The sequence below is a fragment of the Cryomorphaceae bacterium genome, from assembly GCA_017798125.1.
Lineage (GTDB): Bacteria > Bacteroidota > Bacteroidia > Flavobacteriales > ECT2AJA-044 > ECT2AJA-044.
In genome coordinates, this window is the sequence record CP059070.1 from 270,782 (window position 1) to 289,239 (window position 18,458).

At 52.0% G+C, this 18,458-nt stretch carries 17 protein-coding genes; 2 read left to right on the forward strand and 15 right to left on the reverse strand.

Going from position 1 to position 18,458, the window contains the following annotated elements:
• Positions 1-10: 10 nt before the first annotated feature.
• From ftsZ to mraZ, 13 genes are read right to left on the reverse strand one after another with little or no spacing between them, the layout of a single operon-like run.
• On the reverse strand, positions 11-2,077 hold the full coding sequence (ftsZ, locus tag HZ996_01155; protein QTN37797.1) for a cell division protein FtsZ: 2,067 nt from the start codon (positions 2,075-2,077) through the stop codon (positions 11-13).
• Positions 2,078-2,102: 25 nt separating this feature from the next.
• Positions 2,103-3,452 carry a cell division protein FtsA gene (ftsA, locus tag HZ996_01160; GenBank protein QTN37798.1) on the reverse strand — a complete coding sequence of 450 codons (1,350 nt, stop codon included), beginning with the start codon at positions 3,450-3,452 and terminating at the stop codon, positions 2,103-2,105.
• Between the two features lie 4 nt (positions 3,453-3,456).
• The gene (locus HZ996_01165) at positions 3,457-4,173 is read right to left on the reverse strand and encodes a hypothetical protein (protein ID QTN37799.1); all 717 of its coding nucleotides are present in this window, start codon (positions 4,171-4,173) and stop codon (positions 3,457-3,459) included.
• On the reverse strand, positions 4,170-5,537 hold the full coding sequence (locus HZ996_01170) for a UDP-N-acetylmuramate--L-alanine ligase (protein QTN37800.1): 1,368 nt from the start codon (positions 5,535-5,537) through the stop codon (positions 4,170-4,172). Before HZ996_01170 ends, HZ996_01165 begins: the two co-directional genes overlap by 4 nt.
• Positions 5,527-6,639: an undecaprenyldiphospho-muramoylpentapeptide beta-N-acetylglucosaminyltransferase gene (gene murG, locus HZ996_01175; protein QTN37801.1), complete on the reverse strand. Its 1,113-nt coding sequence runs from the start codon at positions 6,637-6,639 to the stop codon at positions 5,527-5,529. Before murG ends, HZ996_01170 begins: the two co-directional genes overlap by 11 nt.
• Positions 6,632-7,798, reverse strand: coding sequence for an FtsW/RodA/SpoVE family cell cycle protein (locus HZ996_01180; protein ID QTN37802.1), 1,167 nt, complete (start codon positions 7,796-7,798; stop codon positions 6,632-6,634). The genes murG and HZ996_01180 overlap by 8 nt, the downstream gene beginning before the upstream one ends.
• Positions 7,799-7,809: 11 nt before the next feature.
• Positions 7,810-9,150, reverse strand: a complete 1,341-nt coding sequence (murD, locus tag HZ996_01185) for a UDP-N-acetylmuramoyl-L-alanine--D-glutamate ligase (GenBank protein QTN37803.1) — start codon at positions 9,148-9,150, stop codon at positions 7,810-7,812.
• Positions 9,147-10,376: a phospho-N-acetylmuramoyl-pentapeptide-transferase gene (locus HZ996_01190; GenBank protein ID QTN37804.1), complete on the reverse strand. Its 1,230-nt coding sequence runs from the start codon at positions 10,374-10,376 to the stop codon at positions 9,147-9,149. Before HZ996_01190 ends, murD begins: the two co-directional genes overlap by 4 nt.
• Positions 10,376-11,836, reverse strand: coding sequence for a UDP-N-acetylmuramoyl-L-alanyl-D-glutamate--2,6-diaminopimelate ligase (locus HZ996_01195; protein ID QTN37805.1), 1,461 nt, complete (start codon positions 11,834-11,836; stop codon positions 10,376-10,378). Before HZ996_01195 ends, HZ996_01190 begins: the two co-directional genes overlap by 1 nt.
• Positions 11,833-13,821, reverse strand: coding sequence for a PASTA domain-containing protein (locus HZ996_01200; GenBank protein ID QTN37806.1), 1,989 nt, complete (start codon positions 13,819-13,821; stop codon positions 11,833-11,835). Before HZ996_01200 ends, HZ996_01195 begins: the two co-directional genes overlap by 4 nt.
• Positions 13,818-14,156, reverse strand: coding sequence for an S-adenosyl-methyltransferase (locus tag HZ996_01205; protein QTN37807.1), 339 nt, complete (start codon positions 14,154-14,156; stop codon positions 13,818-13,820). Before HZ996_01205 ends, HZ996_01200 begins: the two co-directional genes overlap by 4 nt.
• The gene (gene rsmH / locus HZ996_01210; protein QTN37808.1) at positions 14,153-15,052 is read right to left on the reverse strand and encodes a 16S rRNA (cytosine(1402)-N(4))-methyltransferase RsmH; all 900 of its coding nucleotides are present in this window, start codon (positions 15,050-15,052) and stop codon (positions 14,153-14,155) included. The genes HZ996_01205 and rsmH overlap by 4 nt, the downstream gene beginning before the upstream one ends.
• On the reverse strand, positions 15,045-15,512 hold the full coding sequence (mraZ, locus tag HZ996_01215) for a division/cell wall cluster transcriptional repressor MraZ (protein QTN37809.1): 468 nt from the start codon (positions 15,510-15,512) through the stop codon (positions 15,045-15,047). Before mraZ ends, rsmH begins: the two co-directional genes overlap by 8 nt.
• 224 nt (positions 15,513-15,736) lie before the next feature.
• On the opposite strand from mraZ, the gene HZ996_01220 reads away from it, so the two are divergent.
• Positions 15,737-16,501 carry an alpha/beta hydrolase gene (locus HZ996_01220; GenBank protein QTN37810.1) on the forward strand — a complete coding sequence of 255 codons (765 nt, stop codon included), beginning with the start codon at positions 15,737-15,739 and terminating at the stop codon, positions 16,499-16,501.
• Positions 16,420-17,118 carry a YihA family ribosome biogenesis GTP-binding protein gene (locus tag HZ996_01225; GenBank protein QTN37811.1) on the forward strand — a complete coding sequence of 233 codons (699 nt, stop codon included), beginning with the start codon at positions 16,420-16,422 and terminating at the stop codon, positions 17,116-17,118. Before HZ996_01220 ends, HZ996_01225 begins: the two co-directional genes overlap by 82 nt.
• Here HZ996_01225 and gldC read toward each other — a convergent pair.
• Positions 17,115-17,444 (reverse strand): gliding motility protein GldC, encoded by a 330-nt coding sequence (gene gldC, locus HZ996_01230; GenBank protein ID QTN37812.1) that lies wholly within the window; start codon positions 17,442-17,444, stop codon positions 17,115-17,117. The genes HZ996_01225 and gldC overlap by 4 nt on opposite strands.
• On the reverse strand, positions 17,441-18,430 hold the full coding sequence (locus tag HZ996_01235) for a gliding motility lipoprotein GldB (GenBank protein ID QTN37813.1): 990 nt from the start codon (positions 18,428-18,430) through the stop codon (positions 17,441-17,443). The genes gldC and HZ996_01235 overlap by 4 nt, the downstream gene beginning before the upstream one ends.
• Positions 18,431-18,458: the final 28 nt, after the last annotated feature.

Genomic DNA, 18,458 nt, shown 5'->3' on the forward strand with positions numbered 1-18,458 from the left:
ACCCGTGGTCTTAGTCCACGTTATCGTGTAAGAAGGAATTCTTCGACTTGATTTCAGCGCTTCCGTCCTCTTCAGACTCCCCCAAGGTATAGCGCGATATCGGCGCTTCCGAAGAGTGAGGTACGTGCTCCAAATCAACACCCTTGCGCTTGTACGCCGGCTCGTTCTCCAAATCTTCGAGACCGTTAGGTACATTCTTAAAGCGATAATTAAAGGCCTTCAAGCGCGCCTTGCGCTCACGGGCTTTCTGGATTTGAAGGTCTGCCAAGGACTGCTCCGAGGCGTCTTCATCCATTTGCTCCTCGTCCGGAGTAGCAGTGGAGACCTCTCGGTCTTCCACTGCTTGTTCTTCAGCGCGGCCCTCCTCAAAGGACACTTCCTCTTGCACTTCATCGAACAACGAGTGTACGATGGTTCCATCTTCTGAGCGCTGCTCTGGTTGCGAACGAAGGTAATTGGGCGTCTCCTCGATGGAACCATCTAATCCTAGATGATCCTCCAAACGAGGTTCTGCAGGTTCAGTTTCTTGAATCGGCTCAGCCGGAGCGAACGTCATAACCACCTCTTCTTCGACTTCCTCGTCGACGATGGCCGGCGCAGCATCTACCTGCTCCACTTCATCCTCTACGCGAAGTTCAAAAGTGATCGAATGATCGTTCTGGGTCTCTTCTTCATCAGGTCGTTCTGCGGTGTCCGCCTGAGCCACGGTAAAATCCTCTTCCTCATCCTCGTCGATATCCAAAGTGAAGATGACGCGATCCTCATCCTCAGCTTCGACTTCCTCATCCAGGCTATGGACGATCGGAGCCTGCGGCTCGATGTGCACTTCCGCTTCCACCTCAGGCATTTCAACTTCTGAAAGAACTTCAGGAGCCTCTTCGACCATCCCTTGGGGCTCCACCTCAAAGATGGACGCCTCCGCTTCTGGTTCGGCCGGTGCCGGAGGTTCAACTATTGGCGATTCCATGACCGCGGGCTCCTCTACCTTCGGCGCAATCGGCGCTTCTGGTGTAATGGGCCCACTCAAGGGACTTGGCGTTGAATCTTCCAGCGTATGGACAATCTTCTTCGGCTCTTTCGGCACGATGTGTACCTGCTCGTCGGTATTAAACCCGGTGGCAATCACGGTCACGCTGATGTGATCTCCCAGGGTTTCGTCTTCTCCGATACCCATGATGATGTTCGCGGATCCGCCCGCTTCGCGCTGGATAAAGTCATTGATTTCACCTATCTCATCGATGGTGATTTCTTCGTTACCACTCACAATCAAGAGCAATACGTTGTTGGCTCCGCGGATCTTGTTGTCGTTCAAGAGCGGCGAGTCCAAGGCGCTGTTGATGGCCTCCAGCGCGCGCTGCTCTCCTTTGGCCTGGCCAGAACCCATGATGGCCGTTCCACTGTCGGCCAGAACGGTACGCGCATCGCGCAAATCGATGTTCTGCGTGTAGTGATGCGTAATAACTTCCGCAATTCCGCGGCTGGCCGTAGCGAGTACTTCATCCGCTTTGGAGAAGCCTGCCTTGAAGCCGAGGTTTCCGTAGACCTCGCGCAGTTTATTGTTGTTGATGACAATCAGGGAGTCGACATTTTGTCGAAGAGCTTCAACCCCTTTCTCCGCCTGATTCATCCGCATGTTGCCTTCGAAGCTGAAGGGAATGGTCACGATTCCTACGGTCAGGATGCCCATCTCCTTGGCCACGCGGGCCACTACTGGCGCAGCTCCTGTTCCCGTTCCACCGCCCATTCCAGCGGTCACAAAGATCATCTTGGTATTCTTCTCCAAGATGCCTTCAATTTCATCGATGCTCTCCATCGCCGCGCGTTCCCCAACCTCGGGGTTAGCACCGGCGCCGAGTCCTTCGGTTAGGGTCACACCCAACTGCACCTTCAAGGGGACCGGGCTGTTGTTCAACGCCTGCGCATCCGTGTTGCACACCACAAAGTCTACCCCGCGGATGCCCTGCTCGTACATGTAGTTGACCGCGTTACTTCCGCCGCCACCAACACCGACCACCTTGATTACCGAACTGCTGTTCTTCGGTAAGTCGAAACTCAAATTTTGATTCATTTCCTCCATGTTCCCTGTTTTTCCCTGAACGTCCCTATTCGTCGTTTGCTAAAAATTTCAAAAACTTGTCTACCCAACGGTCGAAGTAGCTCTTCTTCTTGCCGTCGTCCTCGGCCAGCTCTTCTCCCTCTACCGGCTCTGGTGCCTCACCTCCATCGATCTCTGGAACGGTCGCCTCGGCGCTGTCCAGTTCGGCTTGATGCATCTTGCTCAGCTCCACTTCTTTTTGCTCCCAACCGCGCATCACCAATCCGACGGCCGTTGCGAAAAGCGGACTGCTCAAATCTTCACCAGACTCCTTGGCCAAATGCTCGTTGGGGTATCCAATCCGGGTGTCCATACCCGTCACGTACTCCACCAACTGCTTAATGTGCTTGAGCTGGGCTCCGCCACCGGTCAAAACGATTCCGGCGATGAGTTTCTTCTTGCGGTCTTCGTAACCGTAATTCTTGATCTCGAGGTGAACCTGCTCTACGATCTCCACCACGCGGGCGTGGATGATGCGCGATAGGTTCTTGAGTGAGATTTCCTTGGGCTCACGACCGCGCAGGCCTGGAATGCTCACGATTTCGTTATCCTTATTTTCCCCCGGCCACGCGGATCCGAACTTGATCTTCAACTGCTCGGCCTGCTTTTCGATGATACTGCAGCCCTCTTTGATGTCCTCCGTAATGACGTTTCCACCGAATGGGATAACAGCTGTATGTCGAATGATACCGTCTTTGAAAATGGCCACGTCTGTGGTACCTCCACCGATATCGACCAATACCACACCGGCTTCTTTTTCTTCATCGGAGAGAACGGCATCTGCTGAGGCCAATGGCTCCAGGGTAATACCGCCTACTTCGAGCTCCGAATTTTTGACGCAGCGACCGATGTTCCGGATGGCGCTGACCTGTCCCACCACAATGTGGAAGTTGGCCTCCAGACGTCCACCATACATGCCTCGCGGCTCTTTGATTTCCGCCTGACCGTCTACTTTGTATTCTTGAGGAAGTACGTGGATGATTTCCTCTCCTGGAAGCATCACGAGCTTGTGGACATTGTCGATCAAGTCCTTGATGTCTTTGTCACCGATAACCTCGTCCGGATTGTCCCGGGTGATGTAATCGCTGTGCTGCAAGCTGCGGATGTGCTGTCCGGCGATACCGACCACCACTTCCTTGATCTTCACTCCGGAAGTCGCTTCGGCTTCCGTGATCGCATGTTGAATGGATTCGATCGTCTGGACGATGTTCGAGACCACTCCTCGTTGAACCCCCAGGGACTTGGCTTTACCCAACCCAAGGACTTCAACCTTTCCGTATTCATTGCGACGGCCCACCATGGCCACGATCTTCGTGGTCCCGATGTCTAAGCCAACCGCTATTTCCTGTGCTTCCATAGGTCTATTTCGTTGAACACACCACTTGTCCGGCGTATTTCAGATTCACTGTCGAGTACTTGTTCCAGCCCACTTGAGGGATGGTTTTTTCATAAAAGAGCTGCAAGCGCTCCATCTTTTCTTCAAACTGGTCCGCAGAACCCAAGACGATTCGGTGACGCCCTTTGCGGGCTGTAAAGACGTAGTCCTCACCTTCCTCGCTGATGCCCGATATATGGGCGCAGCAGAACTCATCGGCCCGTAGGGCCATTACCAAATCATACAGTTCGGCGGTATCTGATGGCGCTCCGTAAAACAGCGGCACATGGGCCGTGTAGTGCTCAGAAAGCGGCATCTTTTCCCCCTCTTCATCCCAGTAGAACTGTTCCTCCCCGTCAAAGAACCTCAGAATGGGCTCGCGCTGGCTCACTTCCAGATAGAGTACACCATTCCAATCGAAATATACCTCGGCCTTCTGCACCATAGGATGGGCACTTAACTTTTCTTCTAACAATCCACTGTTAATTTCCTCGAGGTAAATTCCTCGGAATGAGTCGGTTTCAGAATCGAGGTGCTGCAAGAGCTCCGTTGGGGTGGTAAAGAGACCGCCTACGGCGGGATGCACCAACACCTCGACACGCTGAACCTGACGCTGGGCGTGCCTTTGCTCGGTGAATCCAACCAAGAGTCCAATCAGGATCAGTCCCAAGACAGCGGTGCCGTATTTCTTGATCAGCTTCATTTTCGCGTCTTTAAGATTTCGGTGATCGGTTCTACGAGTTGGTCAATATCGCCGGCCCCAAGGGTCATCAAGACCTCAACGTCGCGTGTTTCCATCTGGCGCAGCAGCTCTTCCTTGTCCCAATAGTCCTTCTTGGGAGCCGTAATGCGCTCCAAAAGGGCTGGACTCGAGATTCCATCAATAGGCTCTTCACGGGCCGGGTAGATGTCCAGTAGGATCACTTCGTCAAGCTTGCTCAAGCTCTGGGCAAAACCGTCCATAAAGTCCCGAGTGCGGCTGTAGAGATGGGGTTGAAAAATACCCGTCAAGCGCTGTTCGGGATAAAGCTCTCGAACGGAGCCAATGACCGCTTCCAGCTCGGCGGGATGGTGGGCGTAGTCATCCATGTAAACCACACCTTTGTGGCGGAGTTGGATGTCGAATCGGCGAATCACGCCCAAGAAGGTGCGCAGTCCCTTCTTAATTTCTTCGGCAGAAAAGCCGTATTGGTGACATACGGCAATGGCTCCTAGCGCATTTTCTAAGTTGTGTCGACCCGGGTACATCAAGCTGAAATCGCCGAAATACTCGCCTTTGAATTCCACTTCAAAGTGGAAGGCGCCTTTGTCGATTTCGAGTCGGGAAACGTGGTAGTCCGCCTCCGCATCGTCCAATGCGTAGGTCAGGGCATTTCCTTCCAGCGTGCCCTTTTTCACGATCAATTGACCTTCAGGACGGACGCGTGTAGCGAAGATTTCAAAACCTTCGCGGAAAACGCGCTCGTCTTCGTAGATGTCTAAATGATCCGGATCAACGGAGCTGATCAGGGCGATGTTGGGTCGTAGGTGGAGAAAGCTGCGATCGAATTCATCGGCCTCGGTGACGAAAACGTTCTCTCGTCCCAAGACCAAATTACTGCCAAAGTTCTTTGCAATGCCCCCAAGAAACCCGGTGCAAAACAGGGCGTTTTGGTGCATGATATGGGTGACCATGGAAGAAATGGTCGTTTTGCCGTGCGTCCCGGCAATCGCAATGTTGTATCCGCTTTGGGCGATGTCCCCGAGGACTTCGGCCCGTTTGTGGAATTCGTACCCCTCTTCCTTGAGGTACTGGTAGACCTTATTCGATTCCGGAACGGCCGGAGTGTAGACCACACGGCAATGCGCTCGCATGTCTGGGTCCGAGAATACCGTTGGAATCTGGGCCGGATCATCTTCGTATTGGATGTCCATACCCTGCTTGCTCAAATCTCGGGTCAAGCGCGTTTCCGTACGGTCGTACCCAGAAGCCTGAATACCGCGCGCGTGGAAGTATCGCGCAAGGCCACTCATACCGATGCCGCCGATACCCACAAAAAAGATGAATTTGACGTCTTTAAGATCCACGGTGAATTAGGTTTTTTATTTCTTCTACAATGTCTTTGGTCGCATTTGGCTTCGCGAGTTTGACAATATTCTCACTCAAGCGACGCTGTAATTTTTGATCGTTCAAGACCTCCCCCAAGGTCCATCCGGTCAGAGATCCGTCGGTCCAAGAATGCTCTTCGACCATCATGGCCGCGTTCTTCTCTACCAATGCCAGTGCATTCTTCTTCTGGTGATCCTCTGCCACATTTGGAGAAGGAATTAGAAGAACGGGCTTCCCGACTAGAGCGAGCTCAGACAGCGTTCCTGCCCCAGCCCGACTAACAATGAAATCCGCTGCCGCAAAGGCCAAATCCATGCGCTCCAAAAACGGGTGAACCTGAACATTGTCAAATTCCTTGGCCGCTCTGCGGCATTGATCTTCATACAGCTTGCCGCATTGCCAGATCAGCTGACCTTGAACAGCGGAAAGTTCGACCAGGCGTTGAGTCAGGTGCTCGTTTATGGCTCTCGCCCCTAGACTTCCCCCAATGACCAGCAGCGTTTTCATACCCGGCTGGAGGCCAAAGTATTCGACGGCCTCCTGCTTTTTATCGCTTACATCAAAGAGGTCCACCCGAACTGGATTCCCGGTGAAGACGATCTTTTCTTTTGGGAAGTACTTTTCGAGTCCTTCATAGGCCACACAGATCTTGTCTACGGATTTCGCCAGCAGTTTATTGGTAATCCCTGGGTACGAGTTCTGCTCTTGAATCAAGGTCGGTACGCCTGCTTTTTGCGCTGCCCACAGCGTCGGACCGCTCGCATATCCTCCCGTACCGATGGCTACATCCGGCTTAAAGTCCTTGACAATCTTACGCGCCTTAATCATGCTGTCGACCAGCTTGAAAGGAAAGGCGAGATTGCGTCGACTCAACGATCGCTGAAATCCCGCTATGTTCAGGCCAATAATTTCGTAACCGGCTTTGGGTACCCGGTCCATCTCCATGCGATCGCGCGCCCCGACAAAAAGAAAATGTGCGTCTGGATATTGCGCGCGCAGTTCATTGGCAATACTCAGGGCTGGATAGATATGCCCGCCGGTGCCACCACCACTAATCAGTATGCGGGGAGCCTTAGCCATGAGCGAGCTCTATTTCGGGTTCTACATGGACGGTCTCCACCTTCGTTTCCAGATTACGGCTAACACCGAGAATAACGCCTAAAGCCACACTGGTCATCCAAATGGAGGATCCACCGGAACTCAAAAGTGGCAGAGTCTGACCTGTCACGGGGAGCAAGTTCACTGCTACTCCCATGTTGATGAAGGCTTGAAAAACAATGGCCATTCCGAATCCCACCGCCAAGAGCGCCTGAAATAAATCCACGGCCTTGGTAGCGATGATCATGATTCGAATCAAGATGAGCAGGTAGATCAAGATGATTCCCAGTCCTCCAAAGAGGCCAAATTCTTCGACAATAATGGCGTAGATAAAGTCACTGCTCGATTGCGGCAAAAAGTTCTTCTGAATGCTCTTCCCAGGCCCCTTGCCCACCAGACCTCCAGAGGCTATGGCCATCTTGGCCTTGGTGACTTGATAATTGGCCTCTTCATTACCCGAGCTGTAGTTTTCAATTCGAGCCTTCCACGTATCCACGCGGTTGCTGATGTTTGGGAATGCAATCACCACGAGGATAAACAAGGCCAAACCAGCCACCCCCATTCCAATGAGGTAAGCCATATGCTTTAAGGGATATTTACCGACGAACATGAGTCCGAGACACAGTGTAAAAATCAATGCTGTAGTGGAGAAGTTTGCCGGCAGAATTAAAGCACATACGGCACCTATGGGGACCACTAGCCCTAAGAAGGTCTTTTTGAAGTCCCCTAGGGTCTCTTGATTCTGGGTCAAGTATCGAGCGACGAACAAGAGCAAGGCAAACTTGGCCAATTCCGAGGTCTGAAAAGAAACCCCGATAAACGGCACGCGAATCCAACGACTGGCATTGGCATCGCCAATAGTCGTCCCAATCGCAAGTGTGATCATCAACAAGACGATGACAACAGGCAGCAGGATCATGGGTAGATTTCGGTAGTACTTGGGATTAACCTTATGAACCGAGTACATGAGGACAAAACCAAAACCCAAATGAATCGCATGCTTGATCAGAAAGCGCACGGTGTTGCCGCCGGAGTAGCTGTAGGCCAGGTTACTGCTTGCGCTGTAGACGGGCAAAAAGCTAAAGAGCCCGAGCAATAGAAGCAGGAACCACAAGGCCCGATCGCCTTCGAGATATGTCATCCAACGACGAATCACAACTTGCGCACTTCCTCTTTAAATTGACGACCGCGGTCTTCGTAATTCTCGAACAAATCAAAGCTGGCACAAGCTGGAGACAAAAGCACGGTTTGTCCTTTTTGCGCAACTCCGTAAGCGGCTTTAACGGCTTCAGCCATCGATCCCGCTTCAATCATTTGATCAACGGACTCCCCAAAGGCTGAAATGATTTTCCCATTGTCCGTTCCAAGGCAAATGATGGCTGCGACCTTCTCTTCAGCCAAAGCTTTGAGCTGCTCGTAGTCGTTTCCTTTGTCCACACCACCGACGATCCATACGACCGGCGTATTCATGCTTTCCAAGGCATACCAGGTGCTGTTCACATTCGTGGCTTTGGAGTCGTTAACGTACTCCACTCCGTGAACCTGAAGTACAGGCTCTAAACGATGCTCCACTTCTTGAAAGTCACTCAGACTTTCGCGGATGGTTTCTTTGCGCACGCCCAAGAGTTTGGCAGCCATACCTGCGGCCAATGAGTTATAGGCGTTGTGCTTGCCCGAAAGGGCGAGGTCATGAATCGACATAGATAGAGGTTCATTATTAAGGTTAATCACAAGGTCTTCCCCGTCGAGGTAGGCCTCGACATCTCCTTTCTTAGGAGGGTGTATACTGAAAGCCCTCTTTTGCGCCTTGATGCGGCGGCGTGTCAGCAGATTCTCGATGATCGGATCATCTGCATTGTAGAGGAAGTGGTCACCTTCGCTTTGGTGCTCGCCAATTTTAAACTTGGCCGCCGCGTAGGTGTAGATATCGTTGTTGTAGCGATCGAGGTGATCCGCTGTAATATTGAGGATCACGGACACATCAGGTCTAAAGCTGGTGATTTCATCCAGCTGGAAGGAACTGATCTCCAAGACGTAGTGGTCGTAATTCTCTTCGGCTACTTGGGCTGCAAAACTGTGCCCTACATTGCCCGCCAATCCCACGTGGTAGCCCGCGCGTTTGAGGATGTGATGCGTGAGAAGAGTGGTTGTCGTTTTTCCGTTCGTACCGGTAATTCCAACGATTTTGGCATCGGTATATCGAGAAGCGAACTCTATCTCGCTGATGAGCTCAATATCTTGTTCGAGAATAGCCTGAACGACAGGGACACGGTTGGCGATACCTGGACTTTTCACGACTACATCCGCATCCAGGATTCGCGAAAAAGTATGGGTGCCCATTTCAAAGGCGAGCTGATGTTCTTCCAAAGTCCGGCGGTACGGATCCGCAATTTGGCCGTAGTCGGAAACGAAGACGTCATAACCTTGGGCACGTCCCAATAGGGCCGCCCCAACGCCACTTTCGCCTGCCCCTAAAACGACCAACTTTTTCATCGGAGCTTGAGGGTTACGAAGGTGAGTACAGCGAGCATGATTCCGACAATCCAAAACCGCGTGACGATTTTGGCCTCGTGGAAACCACCCTTTTGGTAATGATGGTGTAAGGGAGACATGCGGAAGATGCGCCGACCCTCACCGAATTTTTTCTTGGTGTACTTGAAATAGCTCACCTGCATGATGACCGATAGATTCTCCGCCAGAAAAATCCCACACACGATCGGAATCAAGAGCTCTTTGCGAATGGCAATGGCAAACACGGCGATGATCCCACCGATGCTCAAAGACCCCGTGTCGCCCATAAAAACCTGAGCGGGATAAGCATTGTACCACAGGAAGCCAACGCAGGCTCCCACAAAGGCCGCTATGAAAATCACAAGCTCCCCGGAATCGGGTATGTACATGATGTTCAGGTAGTCTGCGAAGAAGATGTTACCGCTGACATAGGCGAAGATTCCCAGGGTGACCCCAATGATCGCCGAAGTTCCTGTAGCCAGCCCGTCGATACCATCGGTGAGGTTTGCACCATTGCTGACCGCCGTAATGATGAAAATGACGATGGGAATGAAGATCAGCCAAGCCCAATCCTTCAGATCCTTATTGATCCAAGTGACGGCCTTGCTGTAGTCCAACTCATTGTTCTTGAAGAACGGAATGGTGGTCTTCATGGACTTCTCCGCCTCTCCAAAGACAGGTAAATCGCGTTCTGAGCTGATTTCCGTTTGTGCCGGAGTGGTAGACTTTTGCTTAATGGTCACATCAGGATGGAAATACAGAATGCTTCCGACAATCAGCCCGAGTCCCACTTGACCCATCACCTTGAACTTACCGCGTAAGCCCTCTTTGTTTTTCTTAAAGACTTTGATGTAATCGTCAATGAACCCGATAATCCCCATCCACACGGTGGTGATGAGCAGCAGAATGACGTAGATGTTATCCAACTTGGCTACCAAGAGCGTTGGGATCAGAATCGCCGACAGAATGATCAGTCCACCCATGGTCGGGGTTCCCGCCTTCTCTGCTTGTCCTTCTAGACCCAGGTCACGTATGGTTTCTCCGACCTGCTTCCGTTGGATGAACCGGATGATGCTCTTTCCAAAGACCAAGGAAATCAGCAAGGACAAAATCACCGCCAAGGCTGCGCGGAAGGTGATGTATTGGAATACTCCGGCTCCCGGGAAGTCATACTGTTGGTCCAAAAATGTGAACAGGTAGTAGAGCATCAGGCTTGAGGTTTTAAGGTTTCGTTCAAAATCTCGAGGTCGTCGAAGGGATGCTTCACCCCTTGTATTTCTTGGTATTTCTCATGGCCTTTTCCGGCCACAAGGATGATGTCCCCGGCCTGCGCCAGGCTACAAGCTGTTCTGATCGCCTCACGGCGCGATGTGATCGCCAGCGTTTTACGTGTCGTCGTAGGGTCTAATCCAGCCTTCATATCCTTTAAGATCTCCTCTGGATCTTCACTCCGAGGATTGTCGCTGGTCAGAACCACTCGATCGCTAAAGCGGGCCGCAATCTTGGCCATCTCTGGACGCTTGGTCTTGTCTCGATCCCCGCCGGCACCGACGACCGTAATGACTTGCTCATTTCCCCCTCTGATTTGCGCAATGGTCTCCAGGACGTTCTTCAACGCATCGGGCGTATGCGCGTAATCCACTATTCCGGTAATGCCTTCAGGTGTTCTCAGGTACTGGAATCTGCCGGGAGCCGTGCTCAATGTGGACAGCGTGGTCAGGGCTGAAATTTGATCGATGCCCAAGAGGTCACTCACCCCGTAAACTGCCGCCAAATTGTAGGCATTGAACTTGCCGATGAGCTTGGTGTAGAGCTCGTGCTCGTTCATCTTCAAAACGAGTCCGCTGAAGGTGTTTTCCAAGACGCGCACCTTGTAATCAGCCTCCCCTTTGAGTCCAAAGCGGTAGGTCTTAGCACGCGTGTTCATCACCATGGTTTCGCCGTGCTTATCGTCCCGATTCACCAAGGCGTAGGCTTTAGGGGTCAGATCGTCAAAGAGCTTTTTCTTGGCCTTGATGTACTCGTTGAAATCACCGTGGTAGTCGAGGTGATCGTGGGTGATGTTCGTGAAGACAGCAATATCCAGGTCCAAACCAGCCATACGTTCCTGGTGGATGGCATGTGAACTGGCCTCCATAAAGCAGTACTTAATACCCTTCTCGACCATCAAGGCCATGGTCTTGTTGATGGCAATCGCATCTGGGGTCGTGTGCGTTGCTTCGAGCACCTCATTGTCAATGCGAACATCGACCGTACTCAAAAGTCCCGTTTTATGACCCATACCCTTCATGAGGCGATACAGCATGGTGACCACCGAAGTCTTACCATTGGTTCCCGTAACGGCGATCAGCTTGAGTTTCTCGCTGGGGTGATCGTAGAAGGCCGAAGAGATCACTCCGAGTGCGAAGGCACTGCTGCGCACGACGACGTAGGTGACGCGCTGGTCAATGACTTCGGGCAGCGTTTCACAGACTATGGCGAGCGCACCCGATTCAATGGCTGAATCGATGAAATGATGTCCGTCCACCTGAGTACCGGGAACAGCGACAAAAACACAGTCCTTGGTCACCTTCCGAGAGTCGAATTGCACTTCGGTAATGGCGATGTTCGTGTTGCCCACGACTTCTTCGATGCCCGCTTTGTAGAGGATGTCCTTCAACAATTTCATAGACCCAATTCGAGTGTCAAGTGATCAATCAATTCCACGCGTTCGCCGGAGCGAATGCTCTGGCGCTTAACTTTTCCCTTTCCTTTTAAGGTGACGGCGATGCCGTGATTTTCGAGCCAGTAGACCGCGTCCATCGCATCCCATCCGCGCAGATCGGGCAGGGCGTCACCGGTGAGCGTGGCCAGATGGTCGGGTGGGGCTTGTTCGGCTGTAGCCATCGCGCCGTGAGGCGCTAAAGAATCCACCGGCAATTGAAGCGCCGGATCGTTGGTGTAAAGGCGATGAGCGATTTCCGCAAAGACCGGAGCGGCGACGCGGTTTCCGTAGTAGCCCGTGCTGTTGTTTGGCTTGGCGACCACGACGATGCAGGAATAGCGCGGCGCATCGGCGGGGAAATACCCAGCGAAGCTGGCTTGATATTCCGGATACTCGTCCTTCTTCCAGTAGTTGAGTTTGCAGGTTCCCGTTTTGCCGGCCATAGCGAAACGATCCGTGCGGATATTGGTCGCGGTACCGCGTTGAACCACCCCTTCCAACAAGGCTTGAACCTTATTCAGCGTATTCTCCGAGCAGATCATCGGATGCACCACTTCCGGCTCAAAGCTTCGGATCATCTTTCCGTTTCTCTGTATGCCGGCCACCAAGTACGGCTGCATCATTTGCCCGTCATTGGCTACGGCGTTGTAGAAGTTTAGGACCTGAAGTGGAGTCATGGATACCGCATAGCCATGCGACATCCAAGGGAGGGTAATCCCACTCCAAGCGGCATCGCCTGGAGTGGGAATCATTGGTTTGCCTTCACCCGGAATTTCAATACCGCACTGGTCGGCCAAGCCCATCTTGTACAGGCGGTCGACAAATTTGCTTGGCCGGTCTTCGTAATGTTCGTTGATAACACGGGAAATCCCCACGTTGGAACTCACCTCAAAGGCACGTCCCAAACTGATGACTCCGTACCCGCCTTTTCGGGAATCGCGCACCGGAGTCCCGTAGAATTTGTACACCCCGCCGTTGGTATTGACTTGTTCAGAGGTATCGACCACCCCATCCTCCAAAGCAGCCATCAACGCGGGAAGTTTGAATGTAGATCCGGGCTCTGTGCTCTCCCAAACAGCGTAGTTTCGCTTCTCGTAATATTTCCCGTCTTCGGTGCGGCCGAGGTTGACCATGGCCTTAATGGCACCGGTCTCCACCTCCATCAAGACCGCGCAGCCGTGATCGGCCTCGTGGATTTCCAATCGACGAAGCAGAGCCTGATGGGCAATGTCTTGCATTTGTGGATCAATGGTGGTAACCAAGTCCGATCCATCCCGAGGCTCCACACGATTTCCGTCGTTGAGAGGCTTCCAGTGTCCCCCGGCAATTTTTTGGTTCAGTCGGCGTCCTTCGCGTCCGCTCAATTCATCGTTAAAGGCGCCTTCTAATCCAACCTTCAATCCTGCACGCTCATAGCCAATGGTGCGCTCCGCCATTTTCTTGAAGGGCATTTCACGCGTGTTGACCTGCTGAGCAATAAGACCTCCACGGTATTTTCCCGCCTTCAAAATGGGTGCTTGACGGAGTTGCTGATACTGGATAAAGTCCACGTCCTTCGCCAAGAAGAGGTAGCGGTTTCCAGCGTTTCGCGCTTGACGGAGGTAACGCTCGTATTCGGTCGTTGTCTTGTATCCGAGAATTCTGTTTAGGGAGCGCGCCAAACCCGAGACTTCCGATTGGAAGAGGTCTTCCGATACCGTCATCACATCCATTCGCACCTCATACTTGGGCATAGAGGTCGCCAGAAGCGAGCCGTCCGAAGCGTAGATGTTTCCGCGCGTCGCCTCTACCTCAATCTGCTTGACCACCGTTTCTTCCGCCTTCGCCATCAAGGCCTCGCCTTCCTGAACCTGAATCCAGATCAGCTTGCCAGAGACCGCCAAAGCAAAGACCAGCAGGAGGGCTCCTGCGAAGTACAAGCGTTTGAGTATGTCCGAACGTTCTTTCATTCTTTTTCGGCGTAGATCACATAGGCGGACTCAGCACTTTGGCTCAACCCCTGTTCATTCACTTTCTCACTCACCACGGACAACTTGGTCGCGTTCATGAGTTGGGAGCGCGTACTGACGTACTGCGACTTCAACTCTTTGAGCTCGGTCTGCAACTCGGCAATGCGAAAAACCTTGCGGTCTGCAGAATGCGCACTGTAGATGCTGATGAGCGCCAACAGTCCGAGGTAAAGCAGAAATGGCCAGTGAACTGCGTTGCGTTCATCGGCCAAGAAGCTTCCGCGGAGCCATTTCCCCACGTTCCATTTTTGCTCTACGTTTTGCTCTTCAGTCATATCCGCTCAGCGACGCGCAATTTTGCGCTCCGGGCTCTGTTATTTCGTTCTACTTCTTCCTCTGTCGGCACTAGTGGCTTCCGGTTCATCACCTTGAACGGAACCAATCGGTTGCCGAAAAAATCGCGCTCCGCCTCACCGTCAAGCTTGCCTTCGCGCATAAAATTCTTCACCATGCGATCTTCCAGACTGTGGTAGCTGATCACTGCCAAGCGACCGCCCGTCTTCAGAATCTCCACACTTTGCAAGAGCATCTGCTCCAATGCCCCCAGCTCGTCGTTTACCTCAATGCGCAGCGCCTGAAAGACCTGCGCATAGAACTTGTGCTCCTTCAACTTTGGAGCGAGAGGAGCTATCGTTTCCTTGAGTTGGTTGACGCGGTCAAAGGCCTGGCCCTCACGGGCCGATATAATCATCCGCGCCAATCGCATCGCAGGACGCACCTCTCCGTACCGACGGAAGATGTGACAGAGCTGCTCTTCCTCGTATTCGTTGAGGATTTGTGCAGCCGTCGTTTGCGCCTGCTCGCTCATCCGCATGTCCAGAGGTCCATCTTCACGAAGACTGAAGCCTCGGTCCGGAGTGTCGAACTGATGAAAACTCACGCCCAGGTCGGCCAAGATTCCATCCACCAGTTTGACACCGTGCATGCGCAGGAAATTCTTCATGTAGCGGAAGTCCTGAGGCACAAAGACCAATCGGTCGTGCTCGGGAACATTGCGCTTGGCGTCTTCGTCTTTGTCAAAGGCGTACAAAGTGCCTGTAGTCAGTTGGTCAAGGATCGCTTTCGAGTGGCCACCGCCGCCAAACGTGCAATCGACATACGTACCCTCAGGCTTGATCTTGAGTCCCCGGAGCGACTCTTTCAACAGCGCAGGTACGTGGTAATCACTCATCGTCGCCCGGAGTTGGTCCGCCCATGACTTCTTCAGCAAGCGCTGCGAAGTCGAGGTCCGGATCGTTCAACACCGTTTCGTATTTGTCTTTGCCCCACACCTCGACCATGTTGATCGAGCTGGACAGCACCACTTCTTTTTCCAGTTCGGCGAAATTCATCAAGTCCTTGGGCACCAAGAGACGTCCACTGGCGTCCGGCTCTACAATCCGAACTCCTGCCGTGAAAAGGCGAATGAAGTCGTTGTTCTTCTTCACAAAGCGATTCAGCTTGTTCATCCGCTCCATCACCTTCTTCCACTCCGTCATCGGGTGAATCTCCAAGCACTGGTGAAAAACACTGCGCTTGATGACAAAGCCTTCGCCCCAAACCGGCAAAAGCTGCTTCTTCAAATCTGAAGGAAGCAGCATTCGACCCTTTGCGTCGAGCTTGCATTCATGTACGCCAATCAAGCTGATCATCAGTGTTTTCGCTTATTGAAGTCAAATATAGAGCTAAATACTCCACTTTTTACCACTTCTTCCCACTTGTTGATAACTTTTAACCACAAATTGGGTCAAAAATTGCCCTGAACGCCTAAAAACACTGATGATGCAGAGGTGGGAGAGATAGGGGAAAAGCGTGGATAAATCGTGCCGCAGGCACATTCCCTCAAAAAGTCTATTTTTGGTGCAAACTGAGTAGGATGTCGCCACAACTAATTGAAGACGGGAAGTACAGCTATCTAGCTGCAGGTGAAGGGAAGCCGCTGATCGTGTTGCACGGGCTCATGGGCGCACTCAGCAACTTCGACGGAGTGGTCAATTTCTTTTCGAAAGAAGGTCATCAAGTACTGATTCCGCAATTGCCGATCTACGATCTTCCTCTGATCAAAACGAACGTCAAAAACATCGCCAAATTCGTACACGGATTCATGGACCATATGGGCTTCGAAAAGGCCAGCTTTATGGGGAATTCATTGGGCGGACATGTAGCGCTGGTCTACGCTCTAGGGCATCCGGACCGAGTTGACAAACTCATCCTGACCGGCTCTTCTGGGCTCTACGAAAAGGCCTTTGGGGACACCTTCCCTCGCCGTGAAGACAAGGAGTACGTACGGGTTAAAACTCAGGATGTTTTTTACCATCCGGAAATCGCTACCGACGAACTCGTTGACGATGTATTCGAAACCATCAACGACCGCGGTAAACTGGTTCGCATTCTGGCTATTGCCAAGAGCGCAATTCGCCACAACATGGCGAAAGACGTTCCCAACATTAAGGCGCATACATGCTTGATTTGGGGAAAGCAAGATAACGTGACCCCTCCTGATGTAGCGGAAGAATTCAACCGTCTGCTGCCCAATTCGGATCTGTTCTGGATCGATGAATGTGGACACGCACCCATGATGGAACACCCCGACGAATTCAACCGCATCTTGCACGCCTGGTTCAACGACCAAGAAGGATGATCATACGCGACGTCAAATTCGTCAAGAGCTCCCAAAAGATTAATCAATGCCCCGATCCGGATCGTCCGGAATACGCGTTCATTGGGCGGTCTAATGTGGGAAAGAGTTCACTCATCAACATGCTGATGAGCCGCAACAAACTGGCCAAAGTCTCTGGAAAACCCGGAAAAACTCAGCTGATCAATCATTTCGCCGTCAATGATGAATCATGGTATTTGGTTGATTTGCCCGGTTACGGTTATGCCAAGGTGAGCAAAACCCAGCGCCAAGAATTTCAGTCCATCATCACGGACTACATCAGCAAGCGCAAGAACCTCGTGAACCTATTTGTTTTGGTGGATTCTCGCCACGAACCGCAAAAGATTGATCTGGCGTTCATGGAATGGCTTGGGGAATCGCAAATCCCCTTTTCTATTGTCTTCACCAAGATTGACAAAATGAGCTCCAATGAGCTTCAAAAAAGCCTCGCCCGGTATCGGAAAATCATGTTGTTGGAATGGGAGGAACTCCCGCCAAACTTCCGCAGCTCAGCAACAAGCGCCATCGGGCGCGAAGAAATCCTCAGCTACATCAATAGCCTGAATGAGGAAATGGGGGACTACTTTAAAAAAGCTTAGTCCTTGATCCCGATGCGCTTGGCAAAGTCTTCGGCGAACATGCGCATGCCTTCAGCCACTTCTTTTTCGTTTGAAGCGCGCTCAAAACTATCGGCCATGCCCATGAGGGTTTGGTGATAGAAGATCTTCATTTCATCCAAGAGCATATCCTTGGTCCACAAGTCAATGCGCAGGGTTTCTTTGGATTTCGGATCCCAAACCGACATCATAACGGCTTTGGTGTCTTCATTTTCCACACCTCCATCTGAGGCATCCCAGCTCATTTGTTCGGGCACTTTGTTCTCGTCGAGGGTTACGTTGATCTTTATTTCGGATTGATGACTCATTGGAAGGGTTTGTATTGAGCATTCTTAAACAACTCCTGAGCATCGCTCATTTGAGCCAGCTCAGGGAGGGTGGTTTCGGGATGGGCGGCCATGTAGGATCGTACAATTTGCCAGCCCAACCATCGGCCAATGCGGCCAGGGCTTTCTTGGTCTACTTTTTTGAAAAACTTAGAGAAAGGCGCTTCGGCAATAAACCGGTCGTACAGCCCATTGTCGTTGCTGAACAGCAGTTCACCTTCGACAAAGAAGGTCCAGATCTCCTCTTCGTTTCCCTCACACCAGCTCAATTCCTCTGGCGTATATTCCATAATCAGGTGCTTCTCCGCATCGGGCATGAAAGCCTCCATGAGATACAGAACGCGCCCTTCGTAGAGCATTTGGGTCAGGAATGACGTACTCTGACGTTGTATGGCCACAAGGGGCTCAGCAAGTTGTCGTGCAAATTTCGGCGCGAGGTACTCGGGAGAAAATCGAGCCGCGATATACCTCGGAAATTGACCGTATGAACTGTCTGGTCCAAGGAATAGATCAAGCCCAATGAAGTACAAGGAGTCCGCGGCGATGATGGGATATTCCCAATCCAATCCGGAAATATAGGTGATGACTCGAGCCTTCGAAGGGGCCATGGGGTAGTAGAAATTTCGGTGCTCGAGGATCGAAGTAATATCGGGCCGTAGGCCCTCGAGATCAGGATAAACATCGGCGACCTTAGAGTACAAATCATTGAGCAGGGGGTCCTGATGCACGGCGATCCACTCTTGGTCTGTTTGGCTGGTCAAAAAGAATTCTGGAAAATCCTCTTGAATCTGCGGAAGCTCCGACGGCAATTGCTCGGCAGGAGTGCCGAAAAAAGCCTGATCAAAACGTGCGAATTCCATATCGACGGAAACCCGAGAAGTATCCACCTGCAGCGGGTCACGCTGACAGCTCAATAGAGTCATGACCCCGAGGGTCAAAGCGAACAATTTTTGAGAAAAATGTGTCATGGTCGGCAAAGGTAAGGACAATGCGTGT

Excerpts from the sequence above, each read along its gene's own strand:
- HZ996_01200 (QTN37806.1), bottom strand. The coding sequence starts at position 13,821 with ATGAAAGAACGTTCGGACATACTCAAACGCTTGTACTTCGCAGGAGCC.
- HZ996_01195 (QTN37805.1), bottom strand. The coding sequence starts at position 11,836 with ATGAAATTGTTGAAGGACATCCTCTACAAAGCGGGCATCGAAGAAGTC.
- murD (QTN37803.1), bottom strand. The coding sequence starts at position 9,150 with ATGAAAAAGTTGGTCGTTTTAGGGGCAGGCGAAAGTGGCGTTGGGGCG.
- HZ996_01190 (QTN37804.1), bottom strand. The coding sequence starts at position 10,376 with ATGCTCTACTACCTGTTCACATTTTTGGACCAACAGTATGACTTCCCG.
- ftsA (QTN37798.1), bottom strand. The coding sequence starts at position 3,452 with ATGGAAGCACAGGAAATAGCGGTTGGCTTAGACATCGGGACCACGAAG.
- HZ996_01205 (QTN37807.1), bottom strand. The coding sequence starts at position 14,156 with ATGACTGAAGAGCAAAACGTAGAGCAAAAATGGAACGTGGGGAAATGG.
- mraZ (QTN37809.1), bottom strand. The coding sequence starts at position 15,512 with ATGATCAGCTTGATTGGCGTACATGAATGCAAGCTCGACGCAAAGGGT.
- HZ996_01235 (QTN37813.1), bottom strand. The coding sequence starts at position 18,430 with ATGACACATTTTTCTCAAAAATTGTTCGCTTTGACCCTCGGGGTCATG.
- HZ996_01220 (QTN37810.1), top strand. The coding sequence starts at position 15,737 with ATGTCGCCACAACTAATTGAAGACGGGAAGTACAGCTATCTAGCTGCA.
- HZ996_01225 (QTN37811.1), top strand. The coding sequence starts at position 16,420 with ATGTGGACACGCACCCATGATGGAACACCCCGACGAATTCAACCGCAT.
- ftsZ (QTN37797.1), bottom strand. The coding sequence starts at position 2,077 with ATGGAGGAAATGAATCAAAATTTGAGTTTCGACTTACCGAAGAACAGC.
- HZ996_01180 (QTN37802.1), bottom strand. The coding sequence starts at position 7,798 with ATGACATATCTCGAAGGCGATCGGGCCTTGTGGTTCCTGCTTCTATTG.
- murG (QTN37801.1), bottom strand. The coding sequence starts at position 6,639 with ATGGCTAAGGCTCCCCGCATACTGATTAGTGGTGGTGGCACCGGCGGG.
- gldC (QTN37812.1), bottom strand. The coding sequence starts at position 17,444 with ATGAGTCATCAATCCGAAATAAAGATCAACGTAACCCTCGACGAGAAC.
- rsmH (QTN37808.1), bottom strand. The coding sequence starts at position 15,052 with ATGAGTGATTACCACGTACCTGCGCTGTTGAAAGAGTCGCTCCGGGGA.
- HZ996_01165 (QTN37799.1), bottom strand. The coding sequence starts at position 4,173 with ATGAAGCTGATCAAGAAATACGGCACCGCTGTCTTGGGACTGATCCTG.